The 16,854-nt window shown below is 33.4% G+C and carries 17 protein-coding genes; 6 read left to right on the top strand and 11 right to left on the bottom strand.

Annotation, left to right across the window (positions count from 1 at the left end; translation table 11 throughout):
* Nucleotides 1-147: 147 nt before the first annotated feature.
* From ABH961_RS07095 to ABH961_RS07085, 3 genes are all read right to left on the bottom strand, one after another.
* Nucleotides 148-321: a hypothetical protein gene (locus ABH961_RS07095; RefSeq protein ID WP_176519550.1), complete on the bottom strand. Its 174-nt coding sequence runs from the start codon at nt 319-321 to the stop codon at nt 148-150.
* Between the two features lie 274 nt (nt 322-595).
* Nucleotides 596-784: a hypothetical protein gene (locus ABH961_RS07090; protein WP_098076224.1), complete on the bottom strand. Its 189-nt coding sequence runs from the start codon at nt 782-784 to the stop codon at nt 596-598.
* Nucleotides 777-1,244 (bottom strand): hypothetical protein, encoded by a 468-nt coding sequence (locus ABH961_RS07085; protein ID WP_098076226.1) that lies wholly within the window; start codon nt 1,242-1,244, stop codon nt 777-779. Before ABH961_RS07085 ends, ABH961_RS07090 begins: the two co-directional genes overlap by 8 nt.
* Before the next feature lie 397 nt (nt 1,245-1,641).
* Between ABH961_RS07085 and ABH961_RS07080 the strand changes: the two genes are divergently transcribed.
* From ABH961_RS07080 to ABH961_RS07065, 4 genes are all read left to right on the top strand, one after another.
* Nucleotides 1,642-2,778, top strand: coding sequence for a BclA C-terminal domain-containing protein (locus ABH961_RS07080; RefSeq protein ID WP_098642315.1), 1,137 nt, complete (start codon nt 1,642-1,644; stop codon nt 2,776-2,778).
* 584 nt (nt 2,779-3,362) lie between these two features.
* Nucleotides 3,363-3,509: a hypothetical protein gene (locus ABH961_RS07075; RefSeq protein WP_001030513.1), complete on the top strand. Its 147-nt coding sequence runs from the start codon at nt 3,363-3,365 to the stop codon at nt 3,507-3,509.
* A gap of 591 nt (nt 3,510-4,100) precedes the next feature.
* Entirely contained in the window at nt 4,101-4,886 is a 786-nt protein-coding gene (locus tag ABH961_RS07070; protein ID WP_060488762.1) for a sulfotransferase family 2 domain-containing protein, read from the top strand.
* A gap of 272 nt (nt 4,887-5,158) precedes the next feature.
* Nucleotides 5,159-5,284: a hypothetical protein gene (locus ABH961_RS07065; RefSeq protein WP_255258476.1), complete on the top strand. Its 126-nt coding sequence runs from the start codon at nt 5,159-5,161 to the stop codon at nt 5,282-5,284.
* Between the two features lie 408 nt (nt 5,285-5,692).
* Here ABH961_RS07065 and ABH961_RS07060 read toward each other — a convergent pair whose 3' ends face one another.
* From ABH961_RS07060 to ABH961_RS07040, 5 genes are all read right to left on the bottom strand, one after another.
* Nucleotides 5,693-7,489 (bottom strand): ABC transporter ATP-binding protein, encoded by a 1,797-nt coding sequence (locus tag ABH961_RS07060; protein ID WP_404519097.1) that lies wholly within the window; start codon nt 7,487-7,489, stop codon nt 5,693-5,695.
* Nucleotides 7,482-9,236, bottom strand: coding sequence for an ABC transporter ATP-binding protein (locus ABH961_RS07055; RefSeq protein ID WP_098047833.1), 1,755 nt, complete (start codon nt 9,234-9,236; stop codon nt 7,482-7,484). Before ABH961_RS07055 ends, ABH961_RS07060 begins: the two co-directional genes overlap by 8 nt.
* A gap of 223 nt (nt 9,237-9,459) precedes the next feature.
* Nucleotides 9,460-10,056 (bottom strand): DUF1349 domain-containing protein, encoded by a 597-nt coding sequence (locus ABH961_RS07050; RefSeq protein WP_098076231.1) that lies wholly within the window; start codon nt 10,054-10,056, stop codon nt 9,460-9,462.
* A gap of 33 nt (nt 10,057-10,089) precedes the next feature.
* Entirely contained in the window at nt 10,090-10,974 is an 885-nt protein-coding gene (locus ABH961_RS07045; protein WP_048546786.1) for a GNAT family N-acetyltransferase, read from the bottom strand.
* Nucleotides 10,975-11,235: 261 nt separating this feature from the next.
* Nucleotides 11,236-11,922: an MOSC domain-containing protein gene (locus ABH961_RS07040; protein ID WP_404519095.1), complete on the bottom strand. Its 687-nt coding sequence runs from the start codon at nt 11,920-11,922 to the stop codon at nt 11,236-11,238.
* A 262-nt stretch (nt 11,923-12,184) separates the two neighbouring features.
* On the opposite strand from ABH961_RS07040, the gene ABH961_RS07035 reads away from it, so the two are divergent.
* Nucleotides 12,185-13,087 carry a LysR family transcriptional regulator gene (locus tag ABH961_RS07035; protein WP_098047834.1) on the top strand — a complete coding sequence of 301 codons (903 nt, stop codon included), beginning with the start codon at nt 12,185-12,187 and terminating at the stop codon, nt 13,085-13,087.
* A 103-nt stretch (nt 13,088-13,190) separates the two neighbouring features.
* Here the strand turns inward: ABH961_RS07035 and ABH961_RS07030 are convergent, their stop codons facing one another.
* The 3 genes from ABH961_RS07030 to ABH961_RS07020 form a co-directional block, all read right to left on the bottom strand.
* A complete protein-coding gene (locus ABH961_RS07030) occupies nt 13,191-13,454 on the bottom strand; it encodes a hypothetical protein (RefSeq protein WP_048546781.1) in 264 nt (87 codons plus the stop codon).
* A 66-nt stretch (nt 13,455-13,520) separates the two neighbouring features.
* On the bottom strand, nt 13,521-14,627 hold the full coding sequence (locus ABH961_RS07025) for a C45 family autoproteolytic acyltransferase/hydrolase (RefSeq protein WP_048546780.1): 1,107 nt from the start codon (nt 14,625-14,627) through the stop codon (nt 13,521-13,523).
* A 167-nt stretch (nt 14,628-14,794) separates the two neighbouring features.
* Nucleotides 14,795-15,838 carry an aspartate-semialdehyde dehydrogenase gene (locus tag ABH961_RS07020; RefSeq protein ID WP_404519317.1) on the bottom strand — a complete coding sequence of 348 codons (1,044 nt, stop codon included), beginning with the start codon at nt 15,836-15,838 and terminating at the stop codon, nt 14,795-14,797.
* A gap of 129 nt (nt 15,839-15,967) precedes the next feature.
* Here ABH961_RS07020 and ABH961_RS07015 point away from each other — a divergent pair, with 129 nt between their 5' ends.
* Nucleotides 15,968-16,834, top strand: a complete 867-nt coding sequence (locus ABH961_RS07015) for a LysR family transcriptional regulator (RefSeq protein ID WP_098642316.1) — start codon at nt 15,968-15,970, stop codon at nt 16,832-16,834.
* Nucleotides 16,835-16,854: the final 20 nt, after the last annotated feature.

Genomic DNA, 16,854 nt, shown 5'->3' with positions numbered 1-16,854 from the left:
GATTTTTCATCCGGACGCACAATTCTTTGTAGTTTCTCAGCTCTTTCACCACAAGTCTTCACATCTCCTTTTCATCGATGTCTTTAAAAAATAACAATTGATTCATACGATACGGTTCCCCTCCGTTCGATCTACTCTGTTGAACTTTTACTTCATTTCTTTTTTACATTCTTCAAGAAAATCAATGACTTTTTGAGTGTGCACTCTCGTAGAAAATAATTCCATCACATCGTCTTCCGTGTTATAAACACAGATCGTTCTTTCCTTGAACTCCATCCCTAACATTCCATCATCACCTAAAAGCTTTACGTTACCCTCCATTCTTTTAACCTCACTTTCTTTTCAAAGGATTATTTTGTTCAGTTCCTTATAAAGTGTTAATATTCTTCATAAAGGAGGTCTACTAATGAAAAATTCCTGGAAGAAAGTTTCTTTAATTGCTTTCATAGTAATTGTCCTTTTAATAATTTTATATTTTGGCGGTATGTCACTTTTTTGGAACCAGCCCTGAATAAAACTCAATATTCCGTCAATACTGTAGACAACCCATTAAGTTACTTTCTCCTTGTTCCCCCTTGGAGAACTAGCCGGGCAGTTAGTTTTTGCTAGCTGCTCTTTTATTCTGTAATCCTCCAAATAATGTTCCTTCTTCAATTTGCTTGAGAAATTCATCATCAACAGCATTTTCTACATCTCTCATAAGTTTAATTAACACCTTATCATCTTCTTTACGGGCTATTTTATCTAAAGTGTCCCAATAAGCACCTTTTATTGAGCTATGCATCTTGTACCATCTTCGTTTCAACTTTCCGTTTACAATTCTCAATCACTTTCTCTCTTAAATGCTCCGGTATGTCTTCAATCAACACATTCACATAACATCTCTTTTTGTGGATTTCCAAACTCTTATACAATTTCTCAATATTTTTACGCACCATATATTGCGCTTTAAGAAATGCTCTATTTGAACTAACTGGTGAATGAGAAACGATTTTACCAGTTACCATTTCAGTGATGACAAACATTCTCTTTGAAACGCTGTATCGCGAGAACAGATGAACACCTTCAATATTTCCGCAATACTCTTGTATCTCCACAAACACACCATCAACTGCCCCGAAAACAGCTTTATTAATAATCACACCAACCTCATACTTTTCACCTACATTCAATGGTCCTTGAATTGCATTAAAGTAACGATCTTCCTCATTAAACATATTTGCTACCATTCCTATGAATCTCATATCCATTCCCCTTTTCTACAAAATGAAATTTTTATACAAAAAACACTCAATTAAACAAACGTAACTTCAGATGATATATTGCATTCTTTTTAGGGTGGATAGTCGCTACAGAAGGGCGCTTTCCGAAGCGCTCTTTTTAATATCCCCTGCACTGAATAATTGTTGAATCATATATTAATTTCGAGAACACTCACAAGTCATAGGTTTACAATAGGTCTTGGTCAGAAGAGCACTTATATATGGTGCTCTTTTTGGTATGGAATGTGAAATAGAGACTTGCTCTTAAAACCTTTCATGTGATTTTTATGGTTTTTCCTTACACCCGTATGTCTGCTTGCTCATAAGTTGTTAAAGTATAAATAAAAATTGGCTAGTTATTTATAACGGAGGTGTAAAAATGAGTAAATTTAAAAAGAAATGTCACATCCCATTTCCATGCGCCTTTCCTTTGCCTCAAATCGGGTCTACTGGACCTTCGGGACCTACTGGAGCTACTGGACCTTCAGGTGGACCTCGGGGGCCTACCGGACCTACTGGAATTCAAGGTAACCCGGGACCTACTGGTCCTCAAGGGATTTCTGGATCTATTGGTCCAACTGGACCTTCTGGAATTCAAGGTATCCAAGGCATCCAAGGCATTCAAGGGATTCCTGGCATTCAAGGGATTCCTGGCCCGACCGGCCCTCAAGGGATTCCTGGCATTCCTGGTTCTGTAGGTCCAACTGGACCTTCTGGAGCTATTGGACCTACCGGCCCTTCCGGGGGACCGCCAGGACCAACGGGCCCGACTGGACCTTCCGGGGGACCACCAGGACCAACCGGACTTCAAGGTATCCAAGGCATCCAAGGCATTCCTGGCCCCACTGGACCTCAAGGAAGTCAAGGGATTCAGGGGATACAAGGTAATCCAGGGCCTATTGGTCCTATTGGACCCACTGGAATAACTGGGGCGACTGGAATTCAGGGTATCCAAGGTATTCAAGGTAATCCAGGACTTATTGGACCTATCGGCCCGACTGGACCAACTGGGCTTCAAGGTATCCAAGGCATTCCTGGGCCTACTGGATTACCAGGAACCGCTGGAGCTACCGGACCTACTGGGCCTGCCGGTCTTACAGTATCTGGTTTATCTCAGTATGCTTATGTTTTCAATACAGCAGCTCAAGTTGTTGCCTTAGAAGCACCTATTCTTTTTAATTCACACGGTAGAATCACATCCGGTTTTACTCATACTCTTGGAACTTCTCAGATGACAGTTATTAATGCTGGAGATTATAAAATTTCTTTTTCTGTATCAGGAGTTGAACCTAATCAATTTGCCCTCTTTTTAAATGGGGCTCCCGTTACCAACTCCATTTATGGATCAGGTGCGGGTACTCAACAAAACAATGGGCAAACAATTCTCACTTTAGCAGCAGGTGATATTCTTACCCTTAATAATCATACTTCCGCTGCTGCGGTTACTTTGCAGACTTTGGCAGGTGGAACACAAACAAATGTAAATGCTTCAATTGTAATTGAAAAGTTAGATTAATTTAATCATTTGTTTCCTGAAACTCTGTCAGTAAATAACTTTGGTTGGATTCTTTTTTCAACAAACAGTTAGCATTTGCTAGCTTCTTTTTGTATGGAGTGGAAAATAAATTTTAAGTCTTATTTCTTTTCTACGTCATATATTTTTAACCTAAACATCCAGCTCAAAGTGTTACCTCCTAATTTAAAGAGCACTTATGCATGGTGCTCTTTTTTATTTTGTTTTCTTTCATTTCTCAACACTCCGGTTGTGGAAATTGATTACCTTTTATGGTAATATATTGGTAATTTCACAAACTTCTATTGTTCCATTAAAAGGACCCGCACCCCTAATCAGGTCCTTTTTAATGTTTTCTACTTAAATAGCGTTTTTATATTAAATCTCGAACATTCCTAAAAAACATACATACAGTATCATGAGGTATTCTTTTTTATTTTTATTAAGGAGCGCTTTAAAAAGCGCTCTTTAGTTTTTAAATAAAGATTTTGTTTTACTTTTGCTAGCTACCCTTCCCTTGTATAAATGCACCTTTTTTTACATACCCTATTAAAATCTAAATAATTCTCTTTTAGGACGGTACAAATATGAACAAGGCAGTAAAATACATTTTAATCTTCTTTTGTACGGTGTTTTATATTGTAATTATTGGCGGTATTGTCTATCAAAACTTTGTTCAAGAGCATTTTATTCCTCCAAGCAAGAAATCTAAGATTGAACATAAACATTCATAATTAGCTATAAGAAGCGCTCTACAAGGCGCTCTTTAACTTTAAAATAAGAATTTTGTTTAATTACTATTAACATTTTAGATTTCTTTGAATACATTAATATCAAAAGAAATTCTATATGGTGCTCTGGTCCAGTTACCTTGAATTTCTTGCAGACCTTGTGTGAAGAATCCGTTTATAACAAACGGGTTCTTTTATTTTGGGTTATAAAATAACTCTTTTGTTTAAATTTATCTTAATTCACATCAGATTTTCTTAACATTCGAATTAACAACTATATAATATAATTAAACTATTTGTATGAGGGGTGATTATTATGAACTGGAAACAAAAATACAATCCAAAGTATCTCTTTTACCGTATGTATAGTTATATTTATAAAGCCCTTGATGATATATCATGGTCCTTAAAATAATTTAGATTGTGATGAGTACACATTTTCTGTGTGCTCTTTTCACATTTCTATAAAATAACTCTTTCATTTCAGAATTATATTATTTTAAATTATCTATTTTACTTCTCTTCTCTTGTTCATATGCCAAGTTCTTTATTCATAAACTAAAAGTACTTGACATAACTGAATGGAGGCTAGCCATGTCTTTTGCAAATATTATTAAATATGGACGCGTTCCCCTCTTTAATTCTAACTTCCCTTTAATTTTATTTTGGAGTCAAAAAAGTGGCTGTACCTCTCTTGCACATTGGTTTTTTTATCAAATAAATTTATTTAAACAAGCCATAAAATACGATTCTTTCATTCATAATTATGAAAATGAAATATACAAAAACTCTTCGGACTACTTTATTGAACTAGCTGCGGCTTTATATTCAAACAGAAAAGATACCTATAAATTAGTGAGAAACCCCTATACAAGAGCTGTAAGTTCATTCTTTTCACTAATTGCCCCCCCTTATATAGAAAACCCAGCATGGAATCCTATTCGGAATTTTTATTATGGTAATGAATTTTGTAATAAACCTATTTCATTTAAAATCTTTCTCTACTACTTAAAAGCGCAAATGATAGATTTAGAACAAGTAGATCCTCATTTAATGCAGCAATATGAACCAGGTGAGGAAGAGTTTGTTACAAAGTATATCTACCTTGAAAATTTCTCTACTGAAATTGTGCGCTTAGAACAAACATATCAATTAAAAAATTCTCCTTTACAAATACTAACCAAATCATGGCATCATCAGAAAGACAGGGCGATTTTTAAAGGTAATTTTGCAGATGCTGATATTACTGACCCTTTATTCCCACGCCTCCCAACGTACGATAGTTTTTATGATCATGAAACTATCCAATTAGTACAAGATATTTTTAATATAGATTTTAGCACGTACAATTACCCATTAACCCCTTTAAAAAATAAATGATTTTCTAATTGCAGTTTCATATATTATAGAGAAACTTAAATTCACCTATTTAAGTTTCCTCATAAAACTCTTGTATTAAGTTGGGACACTGGAAGCAGTGTCTTTTTTTTATAAAATTCAAATTGTATTATTTATTAAATCATTAAAACGTATAAATATAACGTGAAATACTCGTTAAGGTTGCCGTCATTGGCTCTATTTGTTCCAATGCCATTGTATATAATCAAAGTTCAATTATTTCACTATTATATACAAACTAAAAAGCACTCATAATGAGCGTTTTTTTACGTGTTATTAGTCAAACTTTAAACCCGGATAATCAACTTGTATTAGATACAACAACTTCAAGTTCCAAACGATTAATCCCAATTGATGAAAAAACAATTGAAGCATTATAAAAACATAAAATTACAATAAACACTGATAAATTAATACTTGGTCAAGCGTATATGGATTGTGATTTAGTTGTTAGCACTAAAAAAGGTACATGGGGTTGTCGCGGTGGATTTCATGATATTTTTAAGACTTATTTAACAAAATATGAATTAAAAAAATTCGATTTCATAGTTTACGTCATACTCATGCAACACTACTTTTGAAACAAGGTACACATCCAAATATTGTAGGGGGAACAGTTGGGTTATAAAGATGTTTTCATAACCTTAAACCGCTATTCGTAAGTTTTACTTGGGATACAAGAAGACGCAGTTAAACATTTAGTGAACGACTATTTGGATAGTAATGTTTTCAAATATAAAAATGCGGTTTCTCCTTTCTAGAGAAACCGCACTATATTAAAGTTTTTATTAAATTTTAAACTGACTCGTATACAAATCAAAGTAAAATCCTCTATCTTCCATAAGGGATTCATGATTCCCTCTTTCCAAAATACTTCCATCTTTTATAACAAGAATTTGATCTGCTTTTTCAATCGTTTTCAGTCGATGAGCGATTACAAAACTTGTTCGACCTTTCATTAAATTATTTAGTCCTTCTTGAATTTGCAATTCTGTTCTCGTATCAATATTTGATGTTGCTTCGTCGAGAATTAATATATCTGCATCTGCTAAAATCGCCCGCGCAATCGCAAGAAGTTGTTTTTGTCCTTGACTTAAATTCGATCCTTCTGAAGCAATTTTTGTTTCATATTGATTCGGTAAATGTTTAATAAAAGAATGTGCAGATGCTGCCTTAGCTGCATTGATTACTTCATCATCACTAGCATCTAATCGACCATAACGAATATTATCCATAATCGTCCCAGCAAATAAGTACGTATCTTGTAAAACTACTCCTATTTTACTCCGCAACGAATTAATATCATAATCTTTTATATTTTTTCCATCGATATGAATTTGCCCTTGCTGTATATCGTAAAAGCGAGTTAGCAAATTAATGATTGTTGTTTTGCCCGATCCAGTTGGACCAACTAAAGCAATTGTCTCCCCTGGCTGTGCCTTAAGACTCACTTCTTTTAAAATCGTTTTATTTTCCTCATAACCAAATGAAACATTCTCGAGTGCAACATGCCCTTGTAAATTTTGTACAATGCATGCATCTTTTTTATTTTGAATTTCTGGTACTTCATCCATAATTTCAAAGACACGTTCTCCACCAGCAACTGCCGCTTGAATTGTATTCATTAAAGTGGCGAATTGACTTAGTAGTCTTGAGAATTGACGAGAATAATTAATAAAAGCCGCAATGACACCTACTGTTGTCATTCCATTTAAAACCATAATTGATCCAGTCCCAATTACAAGTCCCATACCTAAGTTATTAATAAAGTTCATACTCGGAAAAATAAAAGCTGAAAATGTATCCGCCTTCGTAGCTGAAATTCTTAGTTGTTCATTAATTTTATTGAAATTTTGTACAGTTTCTTTTTCTTTCCCGTATAACGTTGTAACATCCGCTCCTGTTATAGCTTCCTCAATAAAACCATTTAATTCTCCTAAATCTTTTTGTCGCTTCGCAAAGTTTTTACCACTATAAGCAACTAGTTTTTTTGTAACGAAAAACATAATAGGTACTGTAATTAAAGTAACAATCGCCAATATCCAATCTAATGCGAACATCGCAATCGTTACACCTATAAAGGTTAATGCAGATGAAATAATTTGTACCACACTTTGTGTCAACGCTTGATTCAAATTATCTATATCATTTGTCACACGACTCATTAAATCCCCTTGCGAACGTACATCAAAAAAACGTAAAGAAAGCGTTTGGATTTTCTCAAAAATATCTTGTCGTATTTTTTGTATCGTTTTTAATGCAACATTAACCATGACAAATGTTTGTAACCAAGTTAACAATACTGTTACACCGTAAATCGCGATAAGTAACAAACACATTCTCGCCGTACCGCTTAAATCTTTCGGTACAATATATTGATCTATAATTACTCCCATTAAATAAGGACCTAATAACCCAAGTAACGTCGTAACAAATACTAAAAATATAACGAACGTAAGAGCAGCCTTTTGATACCCCATATAGTTCCATACTCGCAATACAGTTCCTTTTGTGTTTCTAGCTTCACCCATTTTAGGCTCGTTACGCCCACCTTTATTAGCAAATTGCCCTTGAAAATTACGCATGTTCTTTCCCACCTTCTTTATGTAAATTGCCACCTTGGGAAAGATAAATTTCTTGATATACCTCACATTGTTCTAACAATTCTTCATGTGTACCATCACCAACTAATTCACCGTTATCTAAAACGAGAATTTTATCAGCATCTATTATAGATGAGATTTTAGAGGCGATTAATAATGTTGTTGTTCCTTTATATTCTGTTCTTAATGCCGATTGGATGTTAGATTCTGATTTCGCATCAACTGCTGATGTAGAATCATCTAATATAAGAATGGATGGCTTTCTCACAAGTGCCCTTGCAATTGATACACGTTGTTTTTGTCCACCTGATAAATTCGTTGCACCTTGTGTTAAATGATATTGATATGAATCTTCCAACTTGTTAATAAACTCAGTCGCACAAGCTGATGAAGCCGCTACTTCCAGTTCGTCATTCGTTGCATTTTCTTTACCATAACGTAAGTTCTCTTCTATGCTACCTGAAAACAATAATGCCTTTTGAGGTACAAACCCGATTGAAGCACGAAGTTTTTGTAAATCGTATGCTCTAACATTTATTCCATCAATGCATACTTCCCCTTGATCAACATCGTATAAACGCGGTAACAGTTTTGCTAAAGTAGATTTACCACTTCCTGTAGAACCGATAATTCCTACTTTTTCACCTTTACATATGTTAAATGAAATATCTTTTAAAACATATTCATTATTTTTCGTGTAACTATAACTAACATTTTTAAAGTCAATTTCTCCCTCGATTTGCTTAGGTGCAATCGCATTTGTTTCCGTCGTAATATCAGCCTCAGTATTTAAAACTTGCTGTACACGATCCGCAGATGGAAATGCTCGCGCGATTTGCATAAATACCATACTTATAGACATAAGTGACATTAAAATAATATTCAAATAGTTTATAAACGCTAAAATAGCTCCTACTTGAAGCGTTCCATCAAATACTTTTTCTCCACCAATCCATAATGTTGCGACAATCCCGCCGCTTACAACTAACATAATGATTGGCATCATTATGGAAATAAGCTGCACCGCTCGAATATTTATCTTCGTTAAATTTGTATTAACATTTCCAAACTGAGTAATTTCATATTTTTGTCTTACATACGCTTTAATAACACGTACTCCAGATAAATTTTCTTGTAGCTTTGTATTCACTTTATCTAATGCTTCTTGCACTTTTTTGAACGTTCCGCTCGCTTTACTTGCAATGAATATAATCGCAAGTAATAAAATTGGAACAACCACAAGTAATATAGGAAATAACTCACGTGCTGTTACAAAAACAATTATTATACTTCCGATAAATAACAAAGGACCACGAACAAGTACACGTAATGTCATCGTCATCGCCGATTGAATAGAAGTAATATCATTTGTCACAATCGTTAATAATTTCCCAGTTCCAAATGAATCACGATTTTCACTAGAAAATGTTTCTACTTTCGCAAATACATCTTTTCGTATGTCTGTAGCGAAATTAACAGCTGCTTTTGTAGAATACATCATACACCCAAGTCCTCCAACTAAACCGAGTGCTGCAGCTCCTATCATAAGAAGCCCCATTTTTATTACATAATTCAAATCACGATTTGCTATCCCAACATCAATAATATGTTGCATAATAGTCGGTTGAATTAAGTCCATCGCAACCTCAAGTACCATAAATAGCGGTCCAATAATTGCGAAGAACAAATATGGTTTTAAATACTGTAATAATTCGCGAAATGATTTCATACTTAATCTCCTTTTTCCCTATGAAATTACCATTTAATAATTCATACCCTCCTTACTTAAGCCATATATTTTTTGATTTTTCCAGTACTTCTATTATATTATGCAAATTAATATTTAACATTATTAAATGATAAGCATTAATGACTTTCTGGTCAATAAATGTGCTTTATATTACACAAATAGAAAAACCGTATTCTTAAGTAGAAAGAATACGGCTTTTCATCTATATCTCTTCAATTGTAAAATCTAAAAACTCAGTCTCAAATCCATTGTTTTTAGAAGGACTACACGTGTAAAAACCTATTTTAACAGGCGCATTCCCTATATCCTCCATCAAATGGGCAATTCTTATTTGTTCCCATTGACAGCTATTTTTTACATATATTATATAATCGCCACGTTTACGAACAATTCGAAAACGAAGTTGCTCGTTAGCTAATTCTGTTGGAAAGTCTTGTGTTGACCAATCAGAATATCCATTATTCGTTACGACAGCTCCTAAATGAGAAGGGCCATCTGGAATATACTCTAATGAAGTTTTCAACCAACACTTTTCCGAAATCATAACAAAAAGACCTGCTTGATCGTATTTTGAATTTGGATTCATACACAATTGAACTTCAGCTTGAAAGTCTGTCATCATTTCATTATAAAATACATGACCATTCATTACTTCAAAACCATAATGTGTTTTAAGCCAGAAATCTGTTTCTGCTTTGGAACAGACGATAAACGACCGGTTGTCATTAATTTTATAATATTCAGGGACATTCATTATAGTGAGCTGCTCAACATGTTTAGGTATATACGATATATTCATAGTTCCTCCATAATAAAGCCTTTATACAAACATTTAAAACTCCGCTAATACAGGGAATTTATAACCTTTAAAATCTAACTCTTTATTACTTCGAACCATTAAATACTTATTAGACTGTAATTCTGTAAATTGTACATCCTCAATCCCTAATTGATCTGGTGAGAAGTAAAATTCGATTTCTGTAAATCTTTCAGCGATTTCTCCGCATATTTCATCTAAAACTGGAATTACTGGTGCAAATACTCCATATAATTTCAACTTTTCATTATCTACTTCATACACAATTAGAGCATCTAGTTTCTCTGAATAATACAATTTCCCATTCCATCCCGAATCATACATATTCAAATAAAACGAAGGACGGAAGTTTAATGTTGAAAAATTATTTGAAAGTCTTTGGCTACTATCAATAGTTTCATGTATTAACTTTCTATCCTCTTCCATATAATAATCTAATTTTCTAAGTAAGGAGTCATTATTATTCTTTTTATCATATAGAATAGTCATCAAATACTCCTGCACAACTTTAAACCCAAATGATGTATATAGTTCCGGTTTTTCCGTAAATAATAATGTACATTCACATTTCTTATCAATTTCTTCTATCATTTTACTTATTAATTGTGTCATGAGTCCTTGTCTACGAAAATCAGGGTGAGTCATTACCGTTTGAATGCCGGCTGCATTTATTCTTGCACCATTTACTAGCAACGGTAGCGAAAATACCGCAACATTTGCAATCGCTTTATCGTCATGTAAAAATGATAAAGCTTTGTATGTATCATCCCAATAACCTCTCTCTGAAAAATCATTCAATGTTTGAATTGTAATTCCAAACACTTCTTCAAATAAAGGAAATAACTGCTCTCTTTTTGGTTCTTCTAAAAGAAATTTCTCAAAAATTTCAACATTCCCCATGTTGTCCCTCCATACGTTAATTCCATCAAATTAAATTTAGTTATATAACCTGCTCTTAATGTAATAGGTCTTACCAATCAATATACTATCATAAAATATAAAAAAAGAGTCTAATTAATTTTATGTTTTGACTATTCGAAAATAAGTCGAATAAAACAATATTAAGATTTTTGAATATTAATAAGTTTATTATATAAAAATAGTGCTTTCTACTTCGTTTTTACTCATAGAAATGCACCATTTATAAAAAAATATTTTTTATTATTTTTTTCCTTCTAGTCTCTCCCTCGTATTAATTTCTTCTCCTCTCATTCGCTTTTCAAATGTATTTCTCCAACTTGTAGAAAGTGCATGTACTTCTAAGATCCTTTTTAGCCCTTCCATATTTTGTTTTTCCTTATGCATAATACGATTAGCAACTGCTACTGTAACACCTTTTGGATCAGACTTTATTAACTTTAACGTATCAGCAGGTGATACCCATCCTTCTTTTAATACACGAAAATAAAATCCTGTATATCCTGTTTCTTGAAAATAAAGTGGTAACTTTGGAATATTGTATTTCTTAGCTAATTTAAAACAAGGTTGTCTTGGCTGTGTTACTTGTACAATTGCTTCTCCAATTTGAAATGTATCACCAATACAAACATCCTCTTCACACAGACAATTAATTGTTATATTTTCTCCGAATGCTCCATATACAAGGGCTTGATTCAACTCTTTTTCCCAGTATCTATAATGTTCTCCAGAATACACACAAACTGCTTTATCTACTCCACCATGTTGAACTAAGTCCGCTTGCCCATCTCCATTAAATTTTAAAAAGGATAAAAACACCGGTTCCCTTACTTGCTTCTTATTTATACCTGTATGAATTACCTTTCCGCCGTATGTAACCTCTTTTGGTAACCCTATATTTAAAGATAGTACCTCATATACTTTATTCATCTTAATCGCTCCTCTTACTTACCCTACAATTTTTCAATAGATTAATTTATACTTTCAAACTCTCTGTCTATTTTTCATTTAAAATGACAAAAGGTTAGCAAATGTAATAACCACTCAAATATCCTTGCTCCGATACTTATCTATCCTTACTTCAAAACTTTTCAATCCCTCTCTAATAAAGTGATTATAAGCTCAACAAAATCATTGTTCAATCCAATTATTTATATAATAATGATAGGTATAACCTATCATTAAACTTGAGGTGATTCCAATCGAATTAAGACAACTTGAATATTTTTTAGCTGTTTCAAAAGAATTGCATTTCACAAAAGCAGCTGAGAAACTAAATATTTCACAACCTTCTCTAAGTCAGCAAATACGTGCATTAGAACATGAAGTAGGAATGCCGCTTTTCGATCGCATTGGTAAAAAAATATCTTTAACTGATGCAGGAAGGATTTTATTATTACATAGTAAAACCATTTTTCATGAAGTCGAACAAGCTCGTTCCGCTATTCAAGACTTAAACGGATTACAGCAAGGTTCCTTAACAATAGGCTCTTTGTTAACCGTCGTAAATTATTTACTACCACCAGCTATATTAAATTTTAATCATTCATATCCCAATATAGAGCTTTCTGTATTAGGGCTTCGTACAGGAGATATTCGTGAAAAATTATTACAAAACGAACTAGATATTGGCATTACATTTCTCCCGGTGCAAGATAAGGAGATTATTTCTATCCCTCTATACAAAAGTGAACTTACATTAGTCGTACCAACCGATCATCAATTAGCTGAACGTAATCATGTATCTATTGCTGAATTACAGAACTACCCTTTAATTCTTTTACCTAAAAATTTCTTTTTAACCGAACTAATTACATCTCATTGTCAAAAATTTAACTTTAAACCAAAACCAATTTTAGAAATTAGTACGATGGAATCTTTAATCCAAATGGTTTCAAAAGGAATGGGAATTACATTGTTACCAAAACCGTATATAGACTTTTTACAAAATAAAAACATTCGAGCTATTAAAATAGAAAATCCTACTCCTACAATAGAAATTGGCCTTATTTATAGAAAAGATAAATATATGTGTGCTGCAACTCGAGAGTTTATTGAGCAACTAAAAAGAACAGTACATTCTTTACAAAGCTAAACGAACAAAAGAGATTATCCTATTGAAACCGTTTCACAACGCTCTAGTAGAATAATCTCTTTTCAAAATAAAATACAACATAACTTTTAAACTCAAATAAATTTCAATGTACCTTTTTAGATATTGGAATATATTTCGTACAATATGCCCCGACTAGTAATAAAACAATTGAAATTAACCAAATAAAAATACCGCCAAAGTTTAACCAATATGCAAGCAAATTTAAGATTGCTAGTGTAAAGAAACAAATTGAAGTTAACGCACTCTTCAATCCTTTTACCCCTGCTTTTTTTCTTTTTTCATAAGTAATATACATTGAAATGGCAACAAATAAGATAAGAACAATCGGTAACATTACTTTTAGCAATGGCAATCCCTCCCGTACATACACCTTACTATTACCATTTTATCTCATTTATTCTTCTTGAATCAATTAATAGCGTTCTTCTCTCCAAAAGTCAGTATACGTTTTATTATTAAATTTCACATTTACCTGAGAAAATGAAAGACTTCCTCCAACTTTCAATGAGTACCAGTCGTTGAATAGTGGAGATCCGAAGCAAATATTCATTGTACGATTATGCAAATCAAATAAGACAGAATGCAAAGTTCCAAACCATTCTTCATAATTATGTACTGTCAGCCCAGTAGGATACTCTCTTTCTACTAATTCTTTTAAAGAATCCATGCTCACTTGTTCATTTCGATTTAAATGTTCATACAATGTGTAATATCTGTTTGTAGATTGTTCTAATCTTCTATTATTCAATTTTTGAACAGATAAACTAATTGCATGATTTGTTGATACGATAAAATCTTGGTTTTCCTCATCAATTGTGGTTATTGATTTAAAACCGTCAAATATTTCAATACGTGCTGCGTCTAAAGGATCTGCTACAATTAGATTAATATTACTTGCAATTGGCATTTCATCAACTATTGATATCGCCTCCTGCACATTTTTACATTTCTCCAATAATACTCGAATTACCGCAAAGCATTGTAAACCACTTAACACTGGCTTTCGTAAGCCTTCAATATTCCCTACTGGTTGACCACATGCTGAAAATGTAACAGCTAGCCCATGCTCGTTAACTCCTTCTGTTCGACCGAAATAAAAAGTAGAAAAGCCACTATGCACATATGCACCTTCAACATGTGTTGAGCAAAAACGCATATCATCTATTTTTGGTGACAAATCATAATTTCTTAATACATATGTGTGCTTTGAATCTGTCTTTTTAGGTAATACGACACAATGACTACATCCTGCTTTTAATAGTGTTTGATAATAATACATCAGATTTCTAGCAGGAATTTTCAACACTTCACAAAACCCTTCAATTTCTTCATTAATTCCTGGACAATATTGATTTAATATATTTCTAGATTCTGTCCAATAATTATCTGATACTAAATGTTCTTGCTGTATAAATTGTGGAATGAGATACGGATGATTTTTCACAAACTCTCCTTGTTGCTTTCCAATATCATAATGACTTCCTTTTAATGATGAAAAGTACCCCTTTACTTGGTACATCTAAATCCCCCCTTACATCTAATTTATCCATATCATACCAAATGAATTTTATTCATTCTTGATGTTTTTTACTGTCTTTCAAATCAAATTTGGCTGGAATAAAGAAAACAATTATAAAATAAAAATTAGGAAACTGTAATCATTAACAGTTTCCTAATTTACCTATACTATATTATCCCCTCTTCCACCAACGTTTCTGCAATTTGAACCGAGTTCCAAGCGGCCCCTTTTAATAAATTATCGGAAACAATCCAAAGAAGGAATCCTTTTGGTGTATTAGGGTCTTTTCTAATTCTCCCGACAAATGTATCTATTTTCCCTTCTGCATATAATGGCATTGGGTACAGCTGTTCACTTGGATTATCTTGCAGTACAACACCTGGTGCATCCAGCAACACTTCTCTTATTTCTGCAACAGTTGCTTCTTTTTCAAGTTCTATATAAACCGATTCTGAGTGCCCGGATACGACCGGAACACGCACACAAGTAGCTGCCATTTTCAAGTTTTGGTCCTCCAAAATTTTCTTCGTTTCTTGAATCATTTTTACTTCTTCAAATGTAAAATCATTATCTGCAAATATATCTACTTGAGGTAATACATTAAACGCAATCGGATATTGTTTTTTATCTTTTTTCGCTGGCAGTATAGTACTCTTAACCTCTTCACCTTCAAGCATTGACTTTGCCTGTTCTTTTAATTCATGAATCGCATGAATTCCTGAACCTGACACAGCTTGGTATGTGGAAACAATAATTCGTTCCAATCCGAATACTTTTCGAATTGGTTGAAGTGCCATCACCATCTGTAATGCTGAACAATTCGGAACTGCTATGATACCGTTATGCTCCTTTAAAGTGTGCGCATTTACTTCTGGAACAACGAGTGGTACATCGTGCGCCATTCGGTATTCACTTGTGTTATCAATTACGATGGCACCACTAGTGACTGCGTGATTAACAAATTGTCTAGACACTTCTCCTCCAGCACTAAAAAAGGCAATATCTACACCTTCAAAGCTAGTTGCTTTTGCCTCTTGTATCATTATCTCTCGTCCTTTAAATTGCACTAACTTGCCAGCGGATCGTTTTGACGAAAGCAATGTAACTTCAACTATATTAAATTTAGTTTCTTTTTCTAACAGTTCAATAATTTTCTGTCCTACTGCACCTGTAGCACCAACTACAGCTACATGATAGCCCTTTTTGATCATCATTTCTCCTCCAATATAATTTAAATGAATATTTCTATAATTTCATTTTATAAAGAATTTAATCATTTGGAAAATTGAAATACGTGATATAATCATTCACAAATCATGATAATAAAAGAGGGATAGCTTATGGAAATGAGACATGTTAAAACATTTTGTGCCATCGTTAAGTATGGTAGTTTTTCTAAAGCTGCTCATGCGTTAGGTTATGCGCAATCTACTGTAACAGCGCATATGAAAGCATTAGAAAACGATTTACGTCTCCCTCTATTCGATCGATTAGGGAAAAAAGTACTTCTTACAAAAGCAGGTCATCAATTTCATCCTTATGCTCTAGAATTACTAGCTATTTATGAAAAAGCGCAAGAAATCTCTCAAAATAGTGATGATTTAGAGGGAACTTTAACGATTACATCTAACGAATCATTAGCAGTGTACCGATTACCACAATTATTACGTATGTACAAACAGGAGAATCCGAAAGTAAATATCATACTGGAAACAACTACAAACGAACAAGCAATGAATAAGCTACGTGAAGGAGAAACAGATGTTATTTTCATAATTGGAGAAAGTATGGAACATAATGATTTTATTACGCGTACTTTTTGTAATGAAGCATTTGGATGGATTTTAACTCCCCATCACTCTACACACTCTAATCCATTTTGTTTACTAAATGATACTCAATTTATCTTTACAGAACAAAGCTGCGGCTATAGACCGATGGTAGATCGGTTTTTACGTCAAAGCGGAAATATTCCAGCTAAAACATTTGAAACTTCCAACGTTGAAGTCATTAAACAATCTGTGATGTGTGAGTTAGGAATTTCAATTCTTCCTTACATTGTTGTACAAGAAAGTTGTCAAAAAGAACAACTCTGTTTTCAGCCTATCGAAACTTCAACAGTTATTCAAAGCCATGTAATCTATCATAAATCTAGATGGATTTCACCCGTTTTACAATCGTTTCTTTCCTTACTAGAGCGAGACTAAAATGTGCACAAAAAAAGAGT

This window comes from Bacillus sp. RC251 (assembly GCF_044908765.1).
Lineage (GTDB): Bacteria > Bacillota > Bacilli > Bacillales > Bacillaceae_G > Bacillus_A > Bacillus_A wiedmannii.
The sequence above is the reverse complement of the archived record's forward strand: the minus strand, read 5'-3'. Positions and strand labels throughout refer to the sequence as shown.